The organism is Mucilaginibacter gossypii, from assembly GCF_900100945.1.
Taxonomy (GTDB): Bacteria; Bacteroidota; Bacteroidia; order Sphingobacteriales; family Sphingobacteriaceae; genus Mucilaginibacter; species Mucilaginibacter gossypii.
The window spans coordinates 1-22828 of the sequence record NZ_FNCG01000001.1; the positions used below are offsets into that span (position 1 = coordinate 1).

The 22828-nt window shown below is 43.8% G+C and carries 19 protein-coding genes; 10 read left to right on the forward strand and 9 right to left on the reverse strand.

Features of this window, described 5'->3' with window-relative positions; genetic code table 11:
• The first annotated feature begins 74 nt into the window (after positions 1-74).
• Together BLS28_RS00005 and BLS28_RS30445 are read left to right on the forward strand one after the other, a co-directional pair.
• Positions 75-1469, forward strand: coding sequence for a transposase (locus tag BLS28_RS00005; RefSeq protein ID WP_091162066.1), 1395 nt, complete (start codon positions 75-77; stop codon positions 1467-1469).
• 43 nt (positions 1470-1512) lie between these two features.
• The gene (locus BLS28_RS30445) at positions 1513-1704 is read left to right on the forward strand and encodes a hypothetical protein (protein WP_256337303.1); all 192 of its coding nucleotides are present in this window, start codon (positions 1513-1515) and stop codon (positions 1702-1704) included.
• A 230-nt stretch (positions 1705-1934) separates the two neighbouring features.
• Here BLS28_RS30445 and BLS28_RS00010 read toward each other — a convergent pair whose 3' ends face one another.
• Complete coding sequence (locus BLS28_RS00010; RefSeq protein WP_091162069.1) at positions 1935-2312, reverse strand: hypothetical protein; 378 nt, start codon at positions 2310-2312, stop codon at positions 1935-1937.
• 428 nt (positions 2313-2740) lie between these two features.
• On the opposite strand from BLS28_RS00010, the gene BLS28_RS00015 reads away from it, so the two are divergent.
• Positions 2741-3277, forward strand: coding sequence for a hypothetical protein (locus tag BLS28_RS00015; RefSeq protein WP_091162070.1), 537 nt, complete (start codon positions 2741-2743; stop codon positions 3275-3277).
• A 386-nt stretch (positions 3278-3663) separates the two neighbouring features.
• On the opposite strand, the gene BLS28_RS00020 is transcribed toward BLS28_RS00015, so the two are convergent.
• The 4 genes from BLS28_RS00020 to BLS28_RS00035 form a co-directional block, all read right to left on the reverse strand.
• Complete coding sequence (locus BLS28_RS00020; RefSeq protein ID WP_091162072.1) at positions 3664-4566, reverse strand: ribose-phosphate diphosphokinase; 903 nt, start codon at positions 4564-4566, stop codon at positions 3664-3666.
• On the reverse strand, positions 4566-5984 hold the full coding sequence (locus BLS28_RS00025; protein ID WP_091162896.1) for a nicotinate phosphoribosyltransferase: 1419 nt from the start codon (positions 5982-5984) through the stop codon (positions 4566-4568). The genes BLS28_RS00020 and BLS28_RS00025 overlap by 1 nt, the downstream gene beginning before the upstream one ends.
• A 4-nt stretch (positions 5985-5988) precedes the next feature.
• Positions 5989-6885, reverse strand: a complete 897-nt coding sequence (locus BLS28_RS00030) for an NUDIX domain-containing protein (RefSeq protein ID WP_091162074.1) — start codon at positions 6883-6885, stop codon at positions 5989-5991.
• Positions 6886-7430: 545 nt separating this feature from the next.
• Complete coding sequence (locus BLS28_RS00035; RefSeq protein ID WP_091162075.1) at positions 7431-8117, reverse strand: NUDIX hydrolase; 687 nt, start codon at positions 8115-8117, stop codon at positions 7431-7433.
• A gap of 170 nt (positions 8118-8287) precedes the next feature.
• On the opposite strand from BLS28_RS00035, the gene BLS28_RS00040 reads away from it, so the two are divergent.
• The 7 genes from BLS28_RS00040 (at position 8288) to BLS28_RS00070 (ending at position 18755) form a co-directional block, all read left to right on the forward strand.
• The gene (locus BLS28_RS00040) at positions 8288-8917 is read left to right on the forward strand and encodes an RNA polymerase sigma-70 factor (protein WP_143020659.1); all 630 of its coding nucleotides are present in this window, start codon (positions 8288-8290) and stop codon (positions 8915-8917) included.
• A 67-nt stretch (positions 8918-8984) separates the two neighbouring features.
• Positions 8985-9953, forward strand: coding sequence for a FecR family protein (locus BLS28_RS00045; RefSeq protein ID WP_091162078.1), 969 nt, complete (start codon positions 8985-8987; stop codon positions 9951-9953).
• 257 nt (positions 9954-10210) lie between these two features.
• Positions 10211-13552, forward strand: coding sequence for a TonB-dependent receptor (locus BLS28_RS00050; RefSeq protein WP_176844326.1), 3342 nt, complete (start codon positions 10211-10213; stop codon positions 13550-13552).
• Positions 13553-13563: 11 nt separating this feature from the next.
• Positions 13564-15189 carry a RagB/SusD family nutrient uptake outer membrane protein gene (locus BLS28_RS00055; RefSeq protein WP_091162082.1) on the forward strand — a complete coding sequence of 542 codons (1626 nt, stop codon included), beginning with the start codon at positions 13564-13566 and terminating at the stop codon, positions 15187-15189.
• Between the two features lie 43 nt (positions 15190-15232).
• Positions 15233-16369, forward strand: coding sequence for a SusE domain-containing protein (locus BLS28_RS00060; protein ID WP_091162083.1), 1137 nt, complete (start codon positions 15233-15235; stop codon positions 16367-16369).
• Between the two features lie 66 nt (positions 16370-16435).
• Positions 16436-17590 (forward strand): glycoside hydrolase family 76 protein, encoded by a 1155-nt coding sequence (locus BLS28_RS00065; protein WP_091162085.1) that lies wholly within the window; start codon positions 16436-16438, stop codon positions 17588-17590.
• A 97-nt stretch (positions 17591-17687) separates the two neighbouring features.
• Positions 17688-18755: a glycoside hydrolase family 76 protein gene (locus BLS28_RS00070; RefSeq protein WP_091162086.1), complete on the forward strand. Its 1068-nt coding sequence runs from the start codon at positions 17688-17690 to the stop codon at positions 18753-18755.
• A 219-nt stretch (positions 18756-18974) separates the two neighbouring features.
• Here BLS28_RS00070 and BLS28_RS00075 read toward each other — a convergent pair whose 3' ends face one another.
• From BLS28_RS00075 to BLS28_RS00090, 4 genes are all read right to left on the reverse strand, one after another.
• Positions 18975-19259: a GIY-YIG nuclease family protein gene (locus BLS28_RS00075; protein ID WP_256337306.1), complete on the reverse strand. Its 285-nt coding sequence runs from the start codon at positions 19257-19259 to the stop codon at positions 18975-18977.
• Between the two features lie 3 nt (positions 19260-19262).
• Positions 19263-21170 carry a DUF294 nucleotidyltransferase-like domain-containing protein gene (locus tag BLS28_RS00080; RefSeq protein WP_091162088.1) on the reverse strand — a complete coding sequence of 636 codons (1908 nt, stop codon included), beginning with the start codon at positions 21168-21170 and terminating at the stop codon, positions 19263-19265.
• Positions 21154-21858: a 3'-5' exonuclease gene (locus tag BLS28_RS00085; protein ID WP_091162090.1), complete on the reverse strand. Its 705-nt coding sequence runs from the start codon at positions 21856-21858 to the stop codon at positions 21154-21156. Before BLS28_RS00085 ends, BLS28_RS00080 begins: the two co-directional genes overlap by 17 nt.
• A 145-nt stretch (positions 21859-22003) precedes the next feature.
• Positions 22004-22825 carry a DUF4249 domain-containing protein gene (locus tag BLS28_RS00090; protein WP_091162093.1) on the reverse strand — a complete coding sequence of 274 codons (822 nt, stop codon included), beginning with the start codon at positions 22823-22825 and terminating at the stop codon, positions 22004-22006.
• Positions 22826-22828: the final 3 nt, after the last annotated feature.

Sequence of the window (22828 nt, forward strand, 5' to 3'; positions counted from 1 at the left end):
GTGGCCGTTGCACAACGCGCCAGTTATTTTATAATAATTTATGTTAAGATACTGGTTTTTAGTATCTTAATGACATGCAAGGAAAGAAGCACTATCAAGAGAAACTCTTTACCAATTTCCAATTATCCGACCGTGTTCCGGCAGACAACATATACCGAAAGCTGAAAGAAACACTAGATCTTCAGTTTTTATATGCTTCTACTGCTAAGTATTACGGAAAAGACGGACAAAAAAGTATTGACCCGGTTGTTTTCTTTAAGTTATTACTCGTAGGCTATTTGGAGAATCAGCCAAGTGATAGGCGCATCATTAACATATCATCCATGCGCCTTGATATTCTTTATTTTATTGGTTACGATATCGACGAAGAATTGCCTTGGCATTCTACTTTAAGTCGTACCCGTCAGCTTTATGATGAAGACATATTTAACCAATTATTTAAACAAGTATTAAAGCAGTGCATAGACAAAGGAATGTTAACCGGCAAAAGACAGGCAGTTGATAGTGTGTTTGTAAAAGCGAATGCATCAATGAGTAGTGTTGAGGATATTTTAGAGGATGGACAGGTGTTCACAGACCAGTTAAAAGAAGGTCAGGCAACTGAAGGAGATGATCACTTATCCGATAAATCAGAAAGGCAAAAAACACAAAAGCGCAGTAATGCTAACCGGGCAAGTGCTACTGATCCGGATGCGAGAATGTCTGTAAAACCGGGCAAGGTAACTAAGTTAAATTATCTCAGTCAGCTTAGCGTAGATACATCCAGCTATGTGATTACAAGCATTGGAGCCTGCCATGCAGACAAAAAGGACAACCAATGTCTTGATACAGTGCTTGATAAAGTTTGTGCCAATCTCGGAGATCATGGTTTGGAGGTAAAGGAAGTAATTGCGGATGCTAATTATAGCAGTTCAACTGTATTGCAAAGCCTTGTTTCAAGAGGAATTACCGGATATATCCCCAACACAGGCACTTACAAGTCAGAACGGCAGGGTTTTACATATAATGCTGAAAATGATACATACCAATGTAGTCAGGGTAATAGCTTAAAATTTATTGGTTATAAGGATCATCACGGCGTTTCTAAAGAATATATGAGTAAACGATCCGATTGTGCGGTATGTTCTGTTCGCAAACAGTGCCTCAAAAAATCAACCTATAAAACAATTACAAATTCGCTTTCTAAGCCGCTGTTTGACGACATGCACAAACGATTAAACGAGGCCTATGGCAAACAAATGATGGTCATAAGAAAAAGCACAGTGGAGCCTGTCATTGGAACGCTGGTTGAGTACCTGGGAATGAGAAAAGTAAATACAATTGGAATAGAATTAGCCAATAAATGCATGTTGATGGCAGGAATCGCTTACAATCTTAAAAAGTTAATTAAATATGAAGGAAAGTCGTTCTTGCAGGTAATAATGAGCCTTTTAGAAGCATTTAAAAGCTCCCGTTTTTACTACACCTAATCAGGTTTTTCAGGAAAGTGATTAGATAACGAATACTTATTTGTTGTCTAAGTATTCGTTGTGCAACGGCCACGGCACGCGTGCACCAGCGAAGGCTTTCAGCAAAACCGATGAAATGAAAGAACTGGTTGATGCTGACACCAGTGACACCCACACCCTGCACCTGCATTTAAAAGCCAAACAATTGTTAGATAACGGCCGGGTAATGGATGCCTGGAAAGCGTTGTTGATGTAGGTTATTTAAGCCTTGCGATAGCTTATATCGAAAGCTAAGGTCTTAAGCATGGTAAAATTCAACTTAACTTAGACTTAAAACTATGCAAGCATTTTGCTTGCGTAGTCTGACTGGCAGTAAAGTAATTACCACCGTCAAAAGTTGAGCTGAAAGCTTAACTCACTTTAGGACGAAGTTACGCTATCGCTAAACTTCGACCAGAGGGGGTAGCTTCAGCACTGCAAAGCGCATTATAATACGACATCTCCGTCAAATGGTGGCTGTAACAGAAAGTCCCGCCATGCTTCTACAAGTTCTTTTAATTCTGTAGTAGGAATTTCCGGATAATTCCTCCCAACATCATCTATATAAAATATCGTAATGGTTTTGTAAACCGTAATTTCTACAAGATCGGAACCAGATTCATATTCGGCAAGTTCACCGCTGAGTACTTTTTCTATCTGTGGGATTACTTCTTCAGTCAGGTCATCCGCCCCCCAACCATATAAAAAGCTGCTGGCTATACTATTGGTATGTGGTATCTTACTAATCTTTTTACCCCATTTGCCCATGTCCATAACCTTATTGGTAAAATTAATCTCGTATTTTTCTATTAACTCCCGGTTCATTTAGCGGTATTTTTTATGAGATAGATAAGCGTCATCGGTTATGCTCTCTTGTGGGCATGGTTTTGTTGATGATTTCTGTTTTTAAAGCTATGGTTAATTCTTGAAAGATACGGTATATATGATTGCGGTGTTGAGTGTTTTAGTACTGGTGCACGCGTGTCGCGTGTACCTTGTCCGTTTTGTTTTGAAAAGATATTTGACAAATTTGTAACTTCACCTAATTAGACATTCATGATCAGTTGAAAGAAACACGCGGCACGCGTGCTCCAGCGAAGAGATAGAGCATTAGTTCATTATATCAAATCAATACTTTCCAATGAATAACAATACGCGGACGGTATGCGATGTTACAACGTCAATATTTTAACTACAACACAAAAAAAGTATTAATATATAACTATTAATATTGGGACCTAAACTTGTTTATTATGATTATCAATAAAAGCAAAATTATTGCTGCTCCATTGTTATTATTTTTTGTTTTTTGGAGCATCATTTTAATGGGGCAGACGAAGAAAATCCATTTATTGTGCCCACGTAAAAATTTTGAAAAAAAAATTATAGATTCTGTATTTGGCTATTTTAATTCAAGGAAAAAAAATACAATTCTGCTAAGAATTCAAAAGAATAAGGATTCTACATCCAGTGTCGGAGTAGGTGTCTATCAGGTAAGACTTACAACATTGGCAGAAGATGATCTTTATAGTTTACTTTTAAAGAAAGACAAATACTACGGCTTCTTTGAATATAAAAAGCACCCTGTTTTAGTTTATGGCCGAAGTGAAGACCCGGGATACTTCTTTTCGAGATTAAAAGCTACGAAAGCCTTCAAATTCTTAAACGCATATCAAGGAGGTTTTGATAACGAACCGCCTGTAAGTATTGAGCCAACAGTTTTTATTTTTTATTATAATAAAGATCGTTTTTTATTTGGATTGAGTGGTATGTTTGGCTTTTGGGAATAAAGTTAATATAAGCGTACTACAAGAGATCTTAGACGAAATCTTGAATTACGAATGCTGTTACTTATTGTATGTTTGAACAACAAGGGCAGTTCTCTGAAACTGGAATATATATTCTGGTCGAAGCGGTAGCGTGACTTGAACCTAAAACTGTTCAAGCATTTTGCTTGCATGGCCTAAATAGTAATAAACGATATAACTGTCATAAAGTTAAGCTGAAAGCTTAACTCATTTTAGGAGTGATTCCTTTATATAGTTAATCTTGCTTTGCCAAAGAAAACGGTCCTTTATATCTTGCATAATTTGATCTCTTTTTGGAATTCTCTTTTTGCTTTGATATTGCTTAGTTTCTTTGAATAACAAATTCTTTTAAAAAATCTCTTAGCGCTTCACCCACAAATCAACCCCGCCACAGTCCTCACTTCAACAAAATCATCTCCTTCCAAATCCTTACAGTTCACATGCGTATCGGTACAAATGAGTTTCTTAATAGCCCCACAGGCTTTTAACTTTCCAATGCCATCGTTCACAAATAAACCATGTGTGGTGATCACATAAATATCCCCGGCACCGGCATTTTTGTAAGTCATCGCGGCGTTTACGATGCTGCCGCCCGAGCGGATCATGTCGTCATAGATAATAACCGTTTTGCCGGCTACGTCGGCGTTGATGGCGCTTACTTCGGTATGGTCGCCTTTGAGGCGGCGTTTCAGGATGAAAGCGGCATTTACGCCAATGTCGTTAGCTAATGACTCAACCCATTTGGCACGACCTGCATCCGTGCTGGCCATTACAAAGTTATCGCCGCCGTATCGGGTGGCCGCTTCAATCACAATATCTTTGCAGTATACGTGTACGGGGTACAGGTCCTGCTCAAAGTAGTACTGGATGCCCTCGCTATGCAGATCGAACAGCATCACTTTGTTGCCCCGGTTTGATTTTGGTATGGCCGAAAGCAGGCGCGCGCGGGTTTTGGCAGTTACAATTTCGCCGGGTTTAACGGCGCGTTCCATGGTGCTGTAACCAAAGTAGGGGATCACCAGCGTAAGCGAATCGGCACCATAACTTACCAGCGACGAAGCAAGGTCGTACAGTTCAAGCGTGGCGCTATCGCTCACGGTACCGCCGATCAGCAGCACCTCTCTGCCTTCCACGTTGGATAGGATACGCTGATAGCGCTCGCCATCGGTAAAGTGGCTTACTTCAATTTCGCCGCGTTCGCAATGGCCAAGGGCCAGTACTTTTTCGGCAAGGTATTCATATCCGGTTATGGCAAAAAGTAATTTTTTCATTATTGGTTCTGTAAGGTGTTAATCACCTGCTCAAAAGTAAAATCTTTAATGATATGGCCGTTCTCAAAAACGGTTTGCAGCTGGTCGGCCAGTTCGGGTTGTTCATCGTGGTGAAAGGTTTTATAGCCTTCGGTAGTTTTTACCAGTTTAAGTCTACCGCCTTTGCTCTTTTTGAAACTTGTGGTGATGTTACCGTTGGCATCCATTTCCGCAGGACTTTTCTCAACAGCTACTTCCTTACCGTTGATCACTGCGCTGCTACATTTCAGGGCAAACTTTTGGGTATCACGGTCTACCTTTTGTAGTAGCGCCCCGCCCATGCCCAGCACCAGGTTTTCGGCGCTGATGCCGTTTTCTTTCAGGGCTTTGTAAATCACGCCGATCTCGGTATAATTAACCCCATCGCCCTGGATCACCCTAACCTGCGGAGGCAGTACTTTATACCCTTTGGCATTGGTAGTAAAACCGAATTTATCAAACAGGATCTTGAAAATTTCCAGTAAGGTCATCACCGGATCGCCGCTATCCGGGCGGATTACCAGGGTGCCATCGCGTTTAAGGATTTCTTCTTTCAAATCCTCGCCCCAGTATTCGCTGCAGGCGCGGAAAATATTGAAACTATCGCTCACACAGGCAATAACGCCGGTAGGGAAGCTGCGAAGCACATGTTTAAATACTTCCAGTTCGCCTTCCTGCCCAAGCAGGGTGCAAATGCTGTGCTCCGTAGCCGGAATGCTTAGTCCGTATACCTTTTCGGCATGGTAGTATTTTATAGCCATACCAGAGCCGGCAAGGTTATCGCTGCCTGCAAAGCTGAGCAGGTGAGCCGCACCACCAATTTTGGCACTTTCTACACTACTCACCCCGCGGAAACCGAAGTCATTCAGCACAAAACCAATCCCGCCGAAAGCTTCTGGTGTGGCGGTTTCCTCGTAGTATTGGGTAACTACTTTTTTAACCTCGTGGCTAAGCGTAGCCACGGTGCAAGGGTACCAAACCTGCATCAGCAGGGTTTCGAGGAAGTTGGTGAGCCAGTAACATTCGGGGTCGGTGTTTTCGATGGTCATGAGTACGTTGCCGGTGGGCACGCTGGTACCTTCGGCCACTGCTTTGATGCGTACCGGCAAATAACCGTTGTATTTATCTAATATGTACTGAAACTTGCTGCAATCAAACACATCATCGCGGCCAAATACCTGTTTCAAAAACTCGTCGGCCTCATCCAGGTCAACCTGGTTAAAGGCTGGTCCCTGCAGGTATTCTTTCAAAAAATATTGCAGACCGAAAAAAACGGTTTCGTTGAACATGCCCCCGCGGCTTTCCAGGTAACTGTAAATATTGGTGGTGCCAAGGTAGTAAAATTTATGGTGGGCGTATTTATATGCGTCGGCTAAGAGGATCAGATTTTCCTTTTTCATGGCTTTAATTTTTAAGGTATTTGCCGGTGATGAAATTAAACAATTCAATGTGTTCTTCGCTTACAGAGCCATCTTTTATCATTAAAGGCAGGTCTGTTAGTTTAAACCAGGCCAGGTCGGCAATATCATCCTGGGCCTTTGGTTCGCCACCAATAAAATCACAGCTAAACAGCAGGGTAATGATCTTATCAACCTCGCTGCGGTAGCGCCAGTCGTTTATTTTGGCCGATGTTTCGTACTGCATGGCGGTGGTTTGCATTTCGCCGCATTCCTCGGCAAGCTCGCGTTTGGCAGCATCTTCGTAACAGGCATCTTCTGGGTCGGAGAAACCACCCACAAAGCGCCATTTATTATTGATGACTTTTTTGCCTAAGAGGATCTCACTGCGGTTATTTCTGAAGAGGGCTACATCCACCGTAGGGTACACCTTTGGATATTGGTTATAGTAAGCGTATAGAATCCCCGCACGGAAATCGTTTGAGTCGAAAACCTTATCGGCGTATTGCTTGCGTAGCTCGGTTGCGTTATAATCACCGTGTTCGGGCAGTTCGATGGTTTCAAACTTACCGCTGTAGTAGGGAATGAAGCTGTCGCGGCTGCCGTACAGACAAAACTGCTCGGCATTGAAAACACTTTTCAGCAGGTTGTCCAGTTTATCCGACCAAACTTTATCGCTCGGGTTATCGCTGATGGGGAGCACCACAATTTCAGGATAATCTTTTTTGATCATCTTTTCACGCGTGTAATAGTCGTAAGGATTTTTGCGACTGCCTTTTATGGGGCTAACGCCCAGTAATATAATCAGTTTGGCATGGTTTTGCTTAACTTGTCCTATCAATTCCCGGTGACCCTCATGCAGGTACGGCGTTTGAAAGCGTGCTATTATTACTCCTGTTTTCATTTCTAATTTGCGTTAATTATACACAAATATAAATATGTGTTTTTAATACGCAAATTATTTTTTAATTTTTTTGGGGATAAACTTGTAATGGTGTTAAAATAAACTGGTCACGCTGAAGTTATTTCAGCACGCCATAAGCCGAGGCGCAAACATAGCGGAGACATAGCATGTGAGATCCCGAAATAAATTCGGGACGACGGGTGTGGGCATGTTGAACTTATTTCAACACGCCATAAGCCGAGGCGCAAACATAGCGGAGACTTAGCATGTGAGATCCCGAAATAAATTCGGGACGACGGATGTGGGCATGTTGAACTTGTTTCAGCACCCCACAAGCCGAGGCGTAAGCATAGCGGAGACTAAGCCTGTGAGATCCCGAAATAAATTCGGGACGACGGATGTGGGCATGTTGAACTTATTTCAACACGCCATAAGCCGAGGCGCAAGCATAGTGGTGACTTAGCATGTTGGATCCCGAAATAAATTCGGGACGATGGAAAAGTTAAAAGTCTCCCCAACCGGGGGGAGATTTAGAGGGGCTCGGCTTATATCTCGAAACTAATTCCCTCTTTCTTCAACTGAAAATACTTTTCCTCGTTAAAGCGGAAAAGGTTACCCGGTCTGCCGGCGCCTTCGAGGGCCTGTTTTTCGGTAGTTTCTTCGAGGAAGCCGTATTTGGTGATCTTCTTTTTAAAGTTACGGCGGTCGATAGGGCGGTCGAGCACGGCGAGGTAGAGCTTTTCGAGTTCAGAAAAGGGGAACTTTTCTTCAAGCAGCTCGAAACCTACGGGCTGATAAAGCATTTTGCTTTTAAGGCGTTCGCGCGCTACGCTGATGATGGTGGTATGATCGAACGCCAGGGCGGGAAGCTTTTTGATATTGAACCAGTTTACATCGCTGGCGTCGGTAGCGGCTTTAACAACAAAGGCGTCGGGCCGTACAAGGCCATAATAAGTTATGGAGATCACCCTGTTACGCGGGTCGCGCCCCGGCTGGCCAAAGCTGTACAGTTGCTCCAGGTAAGTGATGTTTACACCGGTTTCCTCTCTTAGCTCACGCTGAATAGCTTCCTCTAACGATTCGTGGTCAGCTACCAGGCCGCCCGGTAATGCCCAGCTGTTTTTAAAAGGCTCGATATTGCGTTTAATGAGCAATACGGACAATCCCTCTTTGGAGGTATATCCGAATACTACGGCATCAACGGCAACCTTTATGTTTTGGGTGACTGGCATAATACAAAGTTAGATATTGGGAAGCGGTGGGGCAAGAGAAAGGCAACTATTCAATTAATTAAAACCAGGGTGTCAGCCACTATTTCATTATGTTTTATTAGCTGATGAGGTAACCTGTTTAATGGGTGGAATATTTAAAAGTTTTTTTATTTAAAAATTTTCTTGTAAATATGCCCTACCAATCAGTAAACCGTTTTACCGCCGCTATGCTTCACGATAAGGAATATCAAATGTGGCCCGATGCCCGGTTATTGGAGCAGTTAAGGCTTGATGACCGTAAGGCATTTGAAATTCTATACCATAAATATTCGTCGAAGTTGTTTTACGCGGCTTATAATCTTTTCAGGGATAAGGATGTTTGTGAAGACCTGGTGCAGGAACTATTTATTGATCTGTGGACAAAGCGCAATCAGCTAAATATCACTTCGCTTGAAGCTTATCTCAAAGTAGCCATCAGGCACCGCGTGTTATTTTATCTCCGCACAAAAAAAGCATCGGTAGATCTCGCCGTGATTGAGACACTGGTTGAAAAGTATTCGGCCGATAGTAAATTGTTCCAGGATGATATTGCTCATTTACTGGAAGATGGCGTAGCTCAACTCCCCGAAAAATGCCGGCAGATCTTTACCCTGAGCCGTAAAGAATATCTCAGCAATAAAGAGATAGCCACCCGGCTAAACATCTCCATTAAAACCGTCGAAAACCAGATCACTATTGCTTTGAGGTATCTGCGCACTGGCTTAACTGACTACCTGCCGTCGGTAGTGGCGCTGGTATTGCTGCACATGTTTGGCAAATAGACCCCAAAAAATATTTTCAATTGCTTTGGGGGGTACCCCGGTTTATTGCATCCTGCAGTTATAAACCATGGCAAAATTCCCTTTCAGAAAAAAACAATCCGGTGCAAATGACAGGCATTTGCAGGAAGAGCTTGTAAATAAATATTTCGACGAGCTCGATCTCCGCAGCGTACAAAACGAGGCAGGTGATGAGGTGGAATTTAATGCTGATGGCGTGTACAGCAGAATCAATGCTGCTTTAGAGAATACAGAAAAGAAAAATCCGGGAAAATTAAAAAAATGGATGGTTGCGGCTTCGCTTCTTGCAGGCTTATGTATTTCGGTAACAATAGCTTATCAATACCGCTATGCCCTGCTTGATCGTTTGGATCCTATTGCCAGCAAACAATTGGTTGCCGCTAACGGGCAAACTGTAAATTTCACCCTTGCCGATGGTACCAGAATATGGTTAAATGCTGGCAGTAAACTTACTTATCCCGAAACCTTCCGGGGCGAAAAACGAGAGATCAGGCTGGAAGGCGAAGCTTTTTTGGATGTGGCACATGACCCTGCCAAAGCTTTTATTATACATACCGGAAAAGTGCGCACCCAGGTGCTGGGCACCAGTTTTAATATCAAAGCCTACGCTAACGAAAGCTTTATTAAGGTTGACGTTTTAAGCGGCAAAGTTGGGGTAGTTACTCCGGCCGGTGCAACAAAAAGTACAGCCACATTTTTAACCCCCGCCGAGGAGGTTGTTTTTGATAAGGATAAGCTATCCGTGATAAAAAATGCTCAGGTTGATGTAAACGCCCTAAGCAGTTGGAAAGACGGTGAATTGGTATTTAAAAATATGGCGCTGCCCGAAGTGCTCAACACCATTAACCGTCACTTCAATGTAACCGTAAAGGCCGATGTTAACCTGGCGCGTTGCTCTATCACCGCCAACTTTACCAATGTTTCACTGGAAAATATCATGAAGATCATATCGAAACTGGTGAAGGGAAAAGCTGTGCAAAAGGGCCCGGCTTATCAGCTAAAAGGCAAGGGCTGCTAACATAAAACCAACTAATAAAAGAGATATACCAATTATCAGTTAACCTAAATACAAGCTATGACAACATAAATACATTAAAAAACCCTGCTCAAAAGGGATTTTGACAGGGTTAAACTAAAATGCCGGATTATTAATAAGTGCAGCGTTTAGAGGTCCAATTCAGAACGAAGCACTTGAATTTCAAACACTTTAATTTTCTCAAATCTATGAATATATCTCTATTTTCAAATGGAGTAATTCGTCATGTATTAATATTAATGAAAATTACCTCGCTTGCCTGCTTTGTGGTTTGCCTCATGTGCTTTACGGCCGTGGCAAACAACTCTTTCGGGCAAAAATTTCTGGAGGTATCGGTTACGCTCAAGCTCAAAAATGCCAAGCTAACCGATGCGCTGGATAAGATCTCGAACCAAAAGCATATCAAATTTGCCTACGCCGATAATGTACTTAAACCAACTTATGTCATAAGCCTTAAGGTCAAGGACAAAAGTATTAAGGAAGTACTTGATCAAGTTTTAACGCCCTTCAACCTCAGCTATAAGATCATTGACGATGTTATAGTTATTGATGAAAAGCCGGAGATAGAAAGCAGCACCGGCGGTATTGAGCAGGGCCCCAGGCAACCCATCAAAGTTAAAGGTAAAGTTACCGACGAAAATAACTTATTTATACCCGGCGCAAGCGTACGGGTTAAAGGTACAACCATTGGCACCGTAACCGATATTAACGGTAATTACACCATTGATGCGCCCGATGCTGACGCTGTACTGGTGTTTAACTTTATAGGCTATGCAACAAAAGAGCAGCCCATCGGCAACCAGGCTACGTTGAATGTGCAACTGGTCCCCGAGCGTACTTCGCTTAATGAGGTAGTGGTGGTAGGTTACGGTACCCAGCGGCGCACTAATGTTATAGGCGCGGTAGATCAGATCAGCGCGAAAGCCATTGAATCAAAACCTTCAATAAACTTAACACAGGCTTTGCAGGGCACTTCGCCCAACCTTATCATCCAGCAAACCAGCTCCGAGCCGGGAGCTTATGCCAATGTGAATATCAGGGGGGTGAGCACACTTAATGATAACACCCCATTGGTGGTAATTGATGGTATTACCGGTGGTGATATCAACCTCCTTAATCCACAGGATATCGAAAGTGTTTCGGTACTAAAAGATGCCGGTTCGGCGGCTATTTATGGTTCACGCTCGGCAAATGGGGTTATTTTAGTAACTACCAAAAAAGGTAAGAATAATTCACGCACTACCGTAAATTACAATGGACAGGCAGGTATCCAATCCCCGCACGTGGGTTATAAACCGGTACACAGTTATGAAAATGCCATTTTACGCAATGAGGCTATGGTTAATGCCGGTTTGCAGCCTATTTATAGTCCGCAGCAAATTCGTGATTTTCAGCAACAGGGCGATCAACAATGGTTCCTGGATGCCATTTTGAAAGACTCATGGCAGCAAAGCCATAACCTAAGTTTAACAGGTGGCAATGCTACAACATCGTTCCTGGTGTCGGCGGGCGTAACCGACCAGCGCAGCAACCTTGTTGGTCCTGATTATGGTTTAAGGCGTTATAACTACCGCATGAACTTAACCAGTAACTACGGTAAGTTAAAGCTTACAAGTATCCTGGCTTATTCACGCTCCGAAATCAGAGAACACTCCTACAGCACAGGCACGCTGATAGTGGATGCAGGCCGTACACCCACCTATTATAAAATTAAAGACGATCAGGGCCGGTACCTTACCAATGATGTACTCACAGAGTTTAACCCGCTTGGTATCCTGGAACAGGGCGGTTACCGTACCCATGACGATGACAATCTGTTAGGTAACTTAAATGCAGAACTTTCTGTTACCAAAGATTTTAAACTGAAAGCTGTTTTTGGCGGCAGGTTATTGTCCGATCACCAGTTTACGCGTGTTAAGCAGGTGAATTTTTATCCATCCGGAACTTACGGGGCAGATCGTAACACCAATGATGATAATAACAAAACCCTGTTCACCAATACGCAGTTACTGGCCGAGTTTGCCAAAACTTTTAATAAATCACACAATGTTGATGTATTGGTAGGCGTGGCTAACGAATCTACCACGGCAAAGCAAAACAGTATCCATCTTAAATATACCGACCCGGAACTGGGTACACCTACCACCGGTACTATCATTGACCCCGCTACTTCATCAGCATCCAATAACGGAACTACCGAAACAAGTCTTAACTCATTATTTGGCAGGGCAAGTTATTCGTACCAAAATAAGTATTATGGCGAGTTTGATTTTCGTGTAGATGCTTCGTCAAAATTTGCGCCGCAAAATCGCGGCGCTTTCTTCCCTTCGGTATCGGGCGGCTACCGCCTTACCGAGGAGCGCTTCATGCAAAACTATCGTAACAACATCGGCGATTTGAAACTGCGTGCATCATACGGTATTTTGGGTAATCAAAGTGTTAGCGATTATCAATACCTGCGCACTTATGGCCCTTTTCAAAATGCTTATGGTTTTAACAACTCGGGCGTGGGTGGCACAGCCATATCCTTTGCCAACCCCGATCTGCGTTGGGAACGTGCTGCAACACTGAATATTGGGGTTGATGCAGGCTTCCTGAAAAACAGTTTGACAGTTGCTATCGACTACTTTAATAAAACCACCCGCGATATCCTGCTGCCACCCATTGTGCCGGGAACCTTTGGTGCTGGTTTGCCAAGTTATAACGCGGGCAAAGTACAAAACCATGGCTGGGAGCTAACGGTTAACTATTATCTCACTACGCAAAACTTTAAACACTCCTTTAGCTTCAACGTGGCTGATAGCAAAAACAAGGTGCTTTACCTTGAGGGCGGCGATCAGCTAAAAAGCTATGATGAGATGCAGGTGATCAACCGCGTAGGCTTGCCGATAGGCTCATATGTTGCCTTAAAACGCGACGGCTATTTCCAAAACCTTCATGATATTCAAACAGGTCCTAAGCCAACCGGTTTAACCGTATCGCCCGGCGATAACCGCTATGTTGATGTTAACGGCGACGGCGTAATTGACGATAACGATAAGTTTGTTTTCGGTAACCCGTTCCCTCGCTTAACTTTCGGTTTTACATATAATGTAAGCTATAAAGGCTTTGACTTTAACCTGTTTTTACAGGGCGTAGGTAAACGCAGCATGTTTATCAGGGGCGAGCAGGTTGAGCCATTTCACGTAAACTACTCACAGGTTATCTATCAGCACGAGCTTGATTTCTGGACACCTCAAAATCCTGATGCCCGTTTTCCGCGCCTTGCGGCCAGCGGCAGCCAATCAAACGAAAACAACTTCAGGCGTGGATCAGATATGTATTTGTTTGATGGCAAGTACCTGCGCGTAAAAAATGTACAGGTGGGCTATACACTTCCAAATGCATGGGCCAAGTTGCTGGGTTTACAAAAACTGAGGGCTTATGTATCGGGCCAAAACCTGCTTACGTTTTCGGGCGTGAAATTTATCGATCCAGAATCGACCGAATTTAACAGTAACCTGGGGGCTGGCGGCGCTAACAGTGCGCGGTCATACCCAACGCCAATTTACTACGGTTTTGGTTTAGATGTAACCCTATAACACTATCCATCATGAAAAAATATTCGACATATAAAACCGCCTTTTTAGTATTACTGGCCAGTTTATCGGCTTGTAAAAAACTCGATCTGGCGCCTACCAATAAGTTCACCGACAGCAATTTCTGGACTACTACCGAAAAAGCCGGCGCGGTGCTTAATACCGCTTATTCGCAAATGTTCAGCAACGACTATTTCTTTTATAACGAAGGAGCGTCGGACAATGCATACAATGGCCGCGGTGACAACCAGGGTGCTGCCTCGCTTGCCGCGGGTACATATGATCCGTCGTTAGGGCGAATCAAACAGGAGTGGGGGTTCCACTACAGCGGTATAAAAACCTGCAACATTTTTTTAGAGAATGTAGACAGGGTAACTGCTATGGATGCAACGCTGAAAGCCCGTATGAAAGCAGAAGCAAGGTTTATCCGCGCTTTTCATTATTTTATGCTGGAAACCTGGTGGGGCGATGTGCCTTTGTTTGATCACGACATCAGCATTGACGAATCAAAAAGCATCGCCCGCACGCCAAAAGCGCAGGTTGTTGATTTTGTATTGAAAGAGCTTGACGCTGCAGCAACTGATTTGCCGGTAAATACCGCCTATAAAGATGCCGACAGGGGCCGGATCACCAAAGGTGCAGCCATAGCCTTAAAAGCAAGGGTGCTGCTATATGAAAGCCGCTGGCAGGATGTAGCAGCCACCTGCGAAAAGCTGATGAACGATAACAGCAATGGTACTTACAGCCTGTTTCCATCGTACGAAGGTTTGTTTTTACCGCAGAATGAGTACAACAGCGAGGTGATCCTCGACCTAGAATTTGTACCGGATGTAAAAACATACAGTAACTTTTTTGATATGGCTCCGCTTGCTGTTGGAGCCCGTTTAAATGCCCTTGCCCCAACACAGGAGCTGGTTGACAGTTACCTGATGGAAAATGGTAAAAAGATCACCGATCCAGGCTCAGGGTATGACGAAAATAATCCCTATGTAAACCGCGATCCAAGGCTTACCAATACGGTTGTGTACAACGGTTATAAATGGAAAAAGCCGGATAACAGCGTACAAATTATTTATACCAAACCGGGCGACGATCCGGGTGCTACCAAGCCTGATGAATATGCGCCGGGCAAGGTAAGTTCACCAACAGCTTATTATACCCGTAAATATTACGACCCTTCATCTGCCGTAAATTTTCAATCCGCTTTAAACCTGATTCTCATCCGTTATGCCGATGTGTTGCTGATGTATGCCGAAGCTAAAAATGAGCTTGGTCAGCTGGATGCCGGTGTTTGGGATAAAACTATCAAAGCGCTGCGCAGTCGTGCAGGCTTTACCGATGCCCCTGCATTAAATTTTGCAGCTGGAAGCCAGGCTGATTTAAGAGAGATAGTTCGTAACGAGCGCCGTGTAGAACTGGCTATGGAAGGCCTGCGGGTATTTGATATCCGCCGCTGGCACACCGCCGAAACCGTATTGAATGGTTGGGCGCACGGAGCCAAATTTGGTCCGGCATCGGTTGATAATGGCTACATCAGGGCCAACCTGCGCACCTTTGACAAAGGTAAAAACTACCTGTGGCCAATCCCTCGCGATGAGCGCGCTGTTGACCCTAACCTAACTCAAAACCCGGGCTGGTAAATCATTAATTATTTATAAAAAGACATTATAATCAATTACGATCATGAAAAATATTACATACTGCCTCATGGCAGGCATCATAGCCATTTTAATGGTAACAGGCTGTAAAAAGGATAAAACCTTACAACATACACAGGTATCGGCAGTAACCAACCTGTTTGCTCCTGCAAATAACAAATTCATCCAGTTAGAGCCGGTAACCGGTTCAGCCACTTTTGAATGGGCCGAAGCTCATGCCGAAGACAATGGCCTGGTTTTGTACGAGGTTGCCTTTGATAAAGAAGGCGGCGATTTTTCAAAGCCGATTTACACCGTTCCTTCAGATGCTAATGGTTTGTACAATAAACTTACCATCTCCTATAAAGACCTGAATAAGGTGGCCGATTTAGCGGGGATCCAACCGCAGGCTACAGGTAAATTGAAATGGACCGTAATGTCGTCGAAAGGTATTAATGTGGTTAAAGCGACTGCATCAAGCATTATTGAAGTGCAGCGTGCCGCGGGTTTTACTGATATTCCTGCCGATCTGTACCTGACAGGTTCGGCTACCGAAGGCGGCGACGACTTAGGCAAAGCTGTGCATTTTAAACAAACTGCTGCTGGTGTATTTGAGGCCTGGACTTCATTAAAAGCAGGTACTTATCACTTCGCCGAGCGTAACACAGGCACGCCCGCTACCTATTCTATTGACGGTATCAAGCTGCTGAAAGATGGTAGCACTACCGTAACCGGCGCAACTAAAGTTGAGCGTATCGTAGTTGACTTTACATCTGCATCGGCTACTATAACCGAAGTAACTGAGGTTGGTTTATGGTTTGCGGCAGATAATAAAGTATGGTTCCCGCTGCCTTATAAAGCCGGTGGTAAATGGGAAATAGATAATGCTTCTATTGTGTTTCACCAGGAATCATGGGGTAGGGATGAGCGTTACAAGTTCCGCTTTACCTTTAAAGATGCTGCGGGTAATACTTCAACCCAGTTTTATGGCAGCAAAAATTCGGATAACAGTCGTCCGGATGCCAATACAGCCAAATCATTCTGGTACATGGTGCCGGTTAACAACTCGCAATATGATTTCTGCTTTAAGTTTACCGGTGCAGCCGATAATCACAACGCCGATATCGTAGTTGACTTTAGCGCTGATGCTGCTGCTTATACCCACTCTGTTACTGTTAAATAATATTAACCGCCTACCTGCCGCCGTGTTGTCAAAATATGGCGGCAGGTTGACGATAAAAGATATTTTATGAAAAATAAATTGCTCAACATAGCTACTGCTGTCCTTATGGGCGGCATAGCCATGACTTTTTCATCGTGTTTAAAGGATAAGCCTTTCCCCTTGTACGGCAATAAAGCTTCGGCAAAGGTGCAATATAAGTACGCCGAAACAGCCGATTCATTACAGGAAAAAACATACACAACCTTCATATCTGCAAACGGAAATTATTTTGTGGCGAACAATGCCGGCAGTACCACTTTTAATTACTGGCCTAATGCCCATACCCTTGATATTTTTACCGATGCCTACCTGCGCACCAATAATGATATCTACAAGCAAAGAATGAGCTCGCTTTTAGCCGGAATAAAAACTACTAACGGCGGTCTTTCCAATAATTTTTACGATGATATGGAATGGCTGGATCTGGCTACATTAAGGGCTTACAATGCTACAAAGGATGCCGCTTATCTAACGGCAGCCCACACGCTTTGGACAGATATTCAAACCGGCGAAAACAATAACCAGGGCGGCGGTATAGCCTGGCGTAAAAATCAGTTGGATTATAAAAATACACCTGCAAATGCTCCGGCCATCATCTTTGCGGCCCGTTTATATGCTTTGGAAAAAAATGAAGCCGACCTCGCGACAGCAAAAAGATTATATACCTGGCTCAAGAAAACCCTGCTTGATCCTTCGGGCATTATCTGGGATGGTATCAACGCCAATGGCGACGGGCAGATCAGCAAGTGGAAGTTTACCTATAACCAGGGCGTGTTTATCGGGGCTGCATTGGAACTTTATCATGTTACCAAAGATGCTGCCTACCTCACCGATGCGGTGAACACAGCCAATGCCACCATTAATGATACAGATATTTCACCCGGCGGCATCCTGAAATCGGAAGGGCAGGGCGACGGTGGTTTATTTAAGGGTATCCTGATCAGGTATCTTACACTGCTGGCCCTCGACCCCGATATTGCTGAAACCGACAGGACTAAGTTTATCAGCTTCCTGAAATTTAATGCCGAAACACTTTATACAGCAGGTATCGAGCGGCCGTCACTCATGATCAGTCCCGATTGGAAAAAACAGCCATCAGATACTACGGATCTTACCACCCAGTTAAGCGGTGTAATGATGGTTGAAGCTGCCGCAACGCTGAAAGCGGCCGGTAAATTTTAAACAACAACTTTGTAACAATAAAAGCCATAAAAGTATTCAACCACTTTTATGGCTTATTTTAGTACTTGATTTATACCTGTCTCAAATACAATTATCTATGAAAATTAAACTTATCGCCCTGCTTTGTCTTACCGTAGCTTTTAGTACGTGTGCCCAAACACCTAATTACAAAGAGCGGATAAAAATCATCAATCAAAACATTAACAGCTATTTTGCCGATACAAAGACCGGGTTATACCTTGAAACCACCGACTCGGTTGAGAATAAGGGCAACCATTCGTTTTTGTGGCCACTTTGTGCCCTGGTGCAGGCTGCTAATGAAATGGAAGTGCTGGAACCTTCCAAACAATATCTTAAGCCTGTTATGGTTGCTATCCAGCAATATTATTCGCCCCGCTTACCTACACCGGCTTACCAGGCCATGGTAGCAAAGGAAAAACAGGATTCGCGTTTTTATGATGATAACGAGTGGGTGGCCATTGCCTTGATGGATGCCTATAACCGTACCCATAACAAACAATATTTGGAAACCTCCAAAATGATCTACCGGTTTTTACTAACCGGTTATACCAATGAGGCAGGCGGTGGTTTTTATTGGGAAGAAGGCAACCGGAAAAGTAAAAATACCTGCTCAAATGGTCCGGGGATTTTGGTGGCCTTGCAACTGTACAAAGCAACAGGTCGTAAACAATATTTGGACACAGCTTTACTGGCTTATAACTGGACAAACAAAAACCTGCAGGCACCATCCGGCTTGTTTTATGATAACATAAAGGTGCCGTCGTTAAAGATCGATTCGGCTATTTATACATACAACGCGGGCACCATGCTGCAGGCCAATGTGCTGCTCTATAACATCACCCATGAAAAAAAATACCTGACCGAGGCCCGCCGGATTGCCAAAGCCTCTGAACAATACTTTTACCGCAACAACCGGCTGCCCGGCAATTACTGGTTCAATGCGGTTTTACTTCGTGGCTACCAGGAATTATATCGTGTTGATAAAGACAAAACACAATTTCGTTTTTTTGTTGACGACGCTAACCGCATATGGCAACAGGAACGGAACGATAAAAACCTGCTCGGTCCGCATCGCATCAAAAGCCTGATAGACCAGGCAGCGATGGTGGAGATTTATGCGAGGCTGGAGGAGATGGGGGGGTAAAAACGTCGGTGTACAGCAAAAAAATGGATGTCATGCTTCGACGAGCTACCCTATGACAACTTAAAAAAAGGGGTGTCATACTGAGCCTGTCGAAGTATGGAGGGCAGGCCTCTGCGCGCGACCCTTCGACAAGCTCAGGGCGACAGGCCGACACACAACAAAAAGGGATTGTCATGCTTCGACAAGCTCAGGGTAACAGGCCTTTATTTTTTGCTTTAGCTAATTCCGGTAAAAGGTCCCAAGTGTCGTTTTGATAGCTTCTTTCTTTTCTCTTCGCCATCCTTTAACCTGTTTTTCAAATGCTATAGCTTGGTTAACGTCATTAAATACCTCATTAAACACCAGTTCCAAAGGTCGCCGTTTAAAAGTATAACAAGTAGGATTCTCGCCGGATTGATGCTCAATCAATCTTCGCTCAATATTATTAGTTATTCCAGTGTAGTACGAACCATCAGCACATTTCAATATATAAACGCGATATTGATTCAGGCCAACGTTTATCATCCCTTACCCAAACAAATTATTGGTAAACTCCATTTTTATCCTTGTTTGAAAGTTATCTATCGTCTTAAAAATCTCCTTTAAGGCTACTTTTTCAATTTTGGTGAGTTTATCCGGATCGATGTAGTTGTCGGGTTCGGTGCGGTCCCGGATAATTTGGGAGGCCTGGTTGCGGAGGCGCAGGCCCATTAAAAAATAGTACGACTGGATCAGCTCATGAACCTCTTTTTCGTTGAACACACCTTTCTCTTTTAGCGCCTTCAACCGCTCGCCAGTATTCACCTCAAAAATACGGTGGCGCAGGGCGTACATCCGCACCAGGTCGACGATCGGGGTCATTGATTTTTTAATGTCGAAAACTTCCTGGCTGCCTTTGGTGAACGTTTTGATGTTTTTGAAAAAGGTGAGGGGCGGCTCATATTGCAAAGCATTTTTAGCCATATGGAAAAAGATCTTACCCAAAGGTTTTTGCAATTCCTCGTCCAGAAACTCTTTTAACTCATCCATAATGCCGGCTTCGCCATAGAGGTATCGGCAGTCAAAAAATGTAGAGAACTGAATTACAGTTTCGGGAACAGCTTCGGTCATCCAACTTTCGTAATTGCGTTTCCAATGGGAGAGAGAGTGCGTCCATTTGGGGTTTTGGGCCATGTAGCCGCCGGTGCAAAAGCTGAAGCCGATATGGTCAAGTTTTTCAGATACCTGTTGCGCAAAACTCAGGAAATATTCGCGCACTAACTCACGCTGCTCGTTGGCTTTATCTTCATAAATAATGGCGTTATCCTGGTCGGTTTTAAAAGTTTGTTCCTTACGGCCTTCGCTGCCAAGCACCATGAAAACAAATTTGGCCGGCGGTTGGCCCATTGTTGCAATAACGCTTTCAATTACTTTTATGGCAATGGTATCGGCAATAGTGGTGATCACCTGGTTTACAATTTCGGCGTTTACACCCCGACCAAGCAATTGTGTGACCATTTGCGGTACGGATTCCCATTTGCGCTTAAGCTCCTGTACTGAAATGGCTTGTTTTACCGATTGAATGAACACCAGGGGCGATTGCGCCTGTTCGGACAATAATTTATTCCTGCTGATGCTGCCTACAAATTCATCCCCGTTTTTGATGAGTAAATATCGGGTTTTGGTACGGAACATCATCAAGATAGCTTCGTATACATAAGCGTTGGTGCTAATGCAAACGATAGGGTTATCCATAATGTTGCCGACCGGTTGGGCGGTATCTGCCTGTTTTGCAACTACATTATCGCGCAGGGTTATATCGGTCACATAGCCTACAATTTTGGCTTGCTCATCGCGGATAAAAATGCAGCTTACCTTGTGTTTGGCCATCAACCGTGCCGTTTCATAAACCGGGGTCCCTTGAGGGCAGGATACTATCTCGCGGTATTCGATACTTTCAATTTTGCGCGAGTACATTTGTTCGGAAGCTATATAGCTTTCCTCAAAAGTTGCCGGGCGTTTGTAAAAATGGGCAAACTCATCATTAAGCATCCGTTTACCAAAATCGGCAGTAAAATATTGTACAAAGTCTTCGTAAGCTTTGCACAGCGACCGGAAATCTTTGCGATGTAAAAAGAAAACGGTTGTGCCCTTTTTGGCTATTACCGTACGGATAGACTGTTTACGGTTAAGCAATACCGAAATACCTCCATAGCAGTAACCCGAATGATGATACTCCAACAACCGCTTATTTTGCTGGGTGTCATAAAAAAAGGATTCGTATTCGCCTTCGGCAATGATGTCTACGCCGCGCATTTTGGTTACTTCCTGCTGGTAAATAACCGTGTCTTTACTATAACGGATCTCCTGCAACTGGTCGGCAACCTGTTCCAATACTTCTGTTGGAAGCAGATTAAAAGGGGATACTTTACTTAAAAATTCAAGACGTTGAACCATATAACCAAAAAGCTATGATGATGATCAAAATTAAAATGATGGCTGCGGGTAAAAGGTATTTTTTTTCGGAGCGGATTTTTTGCAGGTAAACCTCCTGGTGCTCCACGCTCTCTTCGGTAATATCGCCGCGTTTCAGCATCTCAAAAAAGCACTCGGCGGTAGCCTCGGCATCTTCAAGGGCGTTGTGCTGTCTGTCAAAGGTTTTGTTAAACAATACTTCGTACAGTTGGTTTAACCTTAAATACTTGGTTTGCGGGTTTTGTACCCACTTGGTGGTTGCCAGCATGGTACAAAAGGTTTTTAAATTTTGAAGCGGATTGGTGATCCCTGTGCGGTAAAACTCAACGCCGGCAACATTCAGGTCGAGCTCAATAAAATGACCTATTACCAGTGGTTGATACTCTAAAAGATCATTGGCCAGCATGGTCACTACATCTTTGCGCCATTCGCCGTGCTCAACCAAATACTCCTGGGTAAGGCCGTGTACTGCGTATGCTTTTGGGCTTATGGTGAAGTCATTATCTTTAATATAATGATCTTCACGCTTTACCTCCCGCATATCTTTGGTGTACACGATCCACGACACCTGCAGGGCATAAGGCCAGTTGTCGTTATCACAATAGGGCAGGTCCCACTTTTTGGGCAGGCCGGAGGTTTCGGTATCTATGAATAAAAGGTAATCTTGCACATGCTAAATTTATGAATTTATTTGAATGATGGTAACAGGCAACAAAATCCCTGCGGGGAAATATTGGTTTAAATAAAAAAAACTCGCCTTGGGCGGGCGTTTTTATATGATTTTCTCCAATAGTTACCCCTTTAAGGGCTGGCGGTTACGGCGCTGTCAATACCTTCCTCTCCACTGTGTGCGCACTAAAGTAACCCAACGCGCCGCCTTTAATATTGGTTAGCGGATTTGCCGGGGCGGCGTTATTGCCATCGCCGTTGGCGCTGTTGCTGAGACTGTAAAAGTATTTGTAAACAGTCGGGTCAATGCTCATCATTTCAATGGTTACCTGGTTGCCTGGGCGGATATCGCGTGCCGGGTTATCGTTGCTGTTATCAAACCTGAGGTTGTTGTTCACCTCCTGCCCGTTGGTAAATTCATCGTCTTCCAGCATGATCGTTTCTTCTTTGCGGCCGTTTACATACTGTACAAAGCGATAATAGTTTTTGGTAGCAATAGGGTCGTCATATCGCACGGTAACATATTTGCGCGGGGTGCCGTCTTTATTATTTTGAAGCTCGTCTTTAACCAGGTAAATACTATCTAATGGAACGCCGGGGTGCATTAAGCAGCTTGAGGTGAATGTTTTGCCGTCAACACTAACATTAAGCTGATAAGTATGGCCGGGGTTGCCTGTTAAAGTACTGTTTTGGTAAATGCCGGTAATTGTAGCTGTAAGCGGGTAAACATTGTTATTATCATCGGCAATGGTAACGGTAGCGCCGCCTATGCCATTGAAGTCATTGTTATCGGTGAAGTTTTTGGTCTTACTTAATAATACTTTGCAGCCGCCGGCCTGGTTGGTTAATACACCTTCAACTACATATTGCGGGGTAGTATCTTTTAGTTTAAGGTCGATGGCCTTTTCGCAGCTGCTTAGGCTTGCTGCAAAAAGCAGGATAGTTATATATTTTATAGTGTTTTTCATCGG

Bases quoted from the DNA above. Each gene is read 5' to 3' on its own strand.
- BLS28_RS00040 (WP_143020659.1), top strand. From the start codon at position 8,288: ATGCCCTACCAATCAGTAAACCGTTTTACCGCCGCTATGCTTCACGAT.
- BLS28_RS00030 (WP_091162074.1), bottom strand. From the start codon at position 6,885: ATGAAAACAGGAGTAATAATAGCACGCTTTCAAACGCCGTACCTGCAT.
- BLS28_RS00015 (WP_091162070.1), top strand. From the start codon at position 2,741: ATGATTATCAATAAAAGCAAAATTATTGCTGCTCCATTGTTATTATTT.
- BLS28_RS00080 (WP_091162088.1), bottom strand. From the start codon at position 21,170: ATGGTTCAACGTCTTGAATTTTTAAGTAAAGTATCCCCTTTTAATCTG.
- BLS28_RS00055 (WP_091162082.1), top strand. From the start codon at position 13,564: ATGAAAAAATATTCGACATATAAAACCGCCTTTTTAGTATTACTGGCC.
- BLS28_RS00025 (WP_091162896.1), bottom strand. From the start codon at position 5,984: ATGAAAAAGGAAAATCTGATCCTCTTAGCCGACGCATATAAATACGCC.
- BLS28_RS00075 (WP_256337306.1), bottom strand. From the start codon at position 19,259: ATGATAAACGTTGGCCTGAATCAATATCGCGTTTATATATTGAAATGT.
- BLS28_RS00010 (WP_091162069.1), bottom strand. From the start codon at position 2,312: ATGAACCGGGAGTTAATAGAAAAATACGAGATTAATTTTACCAATAAG.
- BLS28_RS00020 (WP_091162072.1), bottom strand. From the start codon at position 4,566: ATGAAAAAATTACTTTTTGCCATAACCGGATATGAATACCTTGCCGAA.
- BLS28_RS00045 (WP_091162078.1), top strand. From the start codon at position 8,985: ATGGCAAAATTCCCTTTCAGAAAAAAACAATCCGGTGCAAATGACAGG.
- BLS28_RS00050 (WP_176844326.1), top strand. From the start codon at position 10,211: ATGAAAATTACCTCGCTTGCCTGCTTTGTGGTTTGCCTCATGTGCTTT.
- BLS28_RS00070 (WP_091162086.1), top strand. From the start codon at position 17,688: ATGAAAATTAAACTTATCGCCCTGCTTTGTCTTACCGTAGCTTTTAGT.
- BLS28_RS00090 (WP_091162093.1), bottom strand. From the start codon at position 22,825: ATGAAAAACACTATAAAATATATAACTATCCTGCTTTTTGCAGCAAGC.
- BLS28_RS00065 (WP_091162085.1), top strand. From the start codon at position 16,436: ATGAAAAATAAATTGCTCAACATAGCTACTGCTGTCCTTATGGGCGGC.
- BLS28_RS00005 (WP_091162066.1), top strand. From the start codon at position 75: ATGCAAGGAAAGAAGCACTATCAAGAGAAACTCTTTACCAATTTCCAA.
- BLS28_RS00060 (WP_091162083.1), top strand. From the start codon at position 15,233: ATGAAAAATATTACATACTGCCTCATGGCAGGCATCATAGCCATTTTA.
- BLS28_RS00035 (WP_091162075.1), bottom strand. From the start codon at position 8,117: ATGCCAGTCACCCAAAACATAAAGGTTGCCGTTGATGCCGTAGTATTC.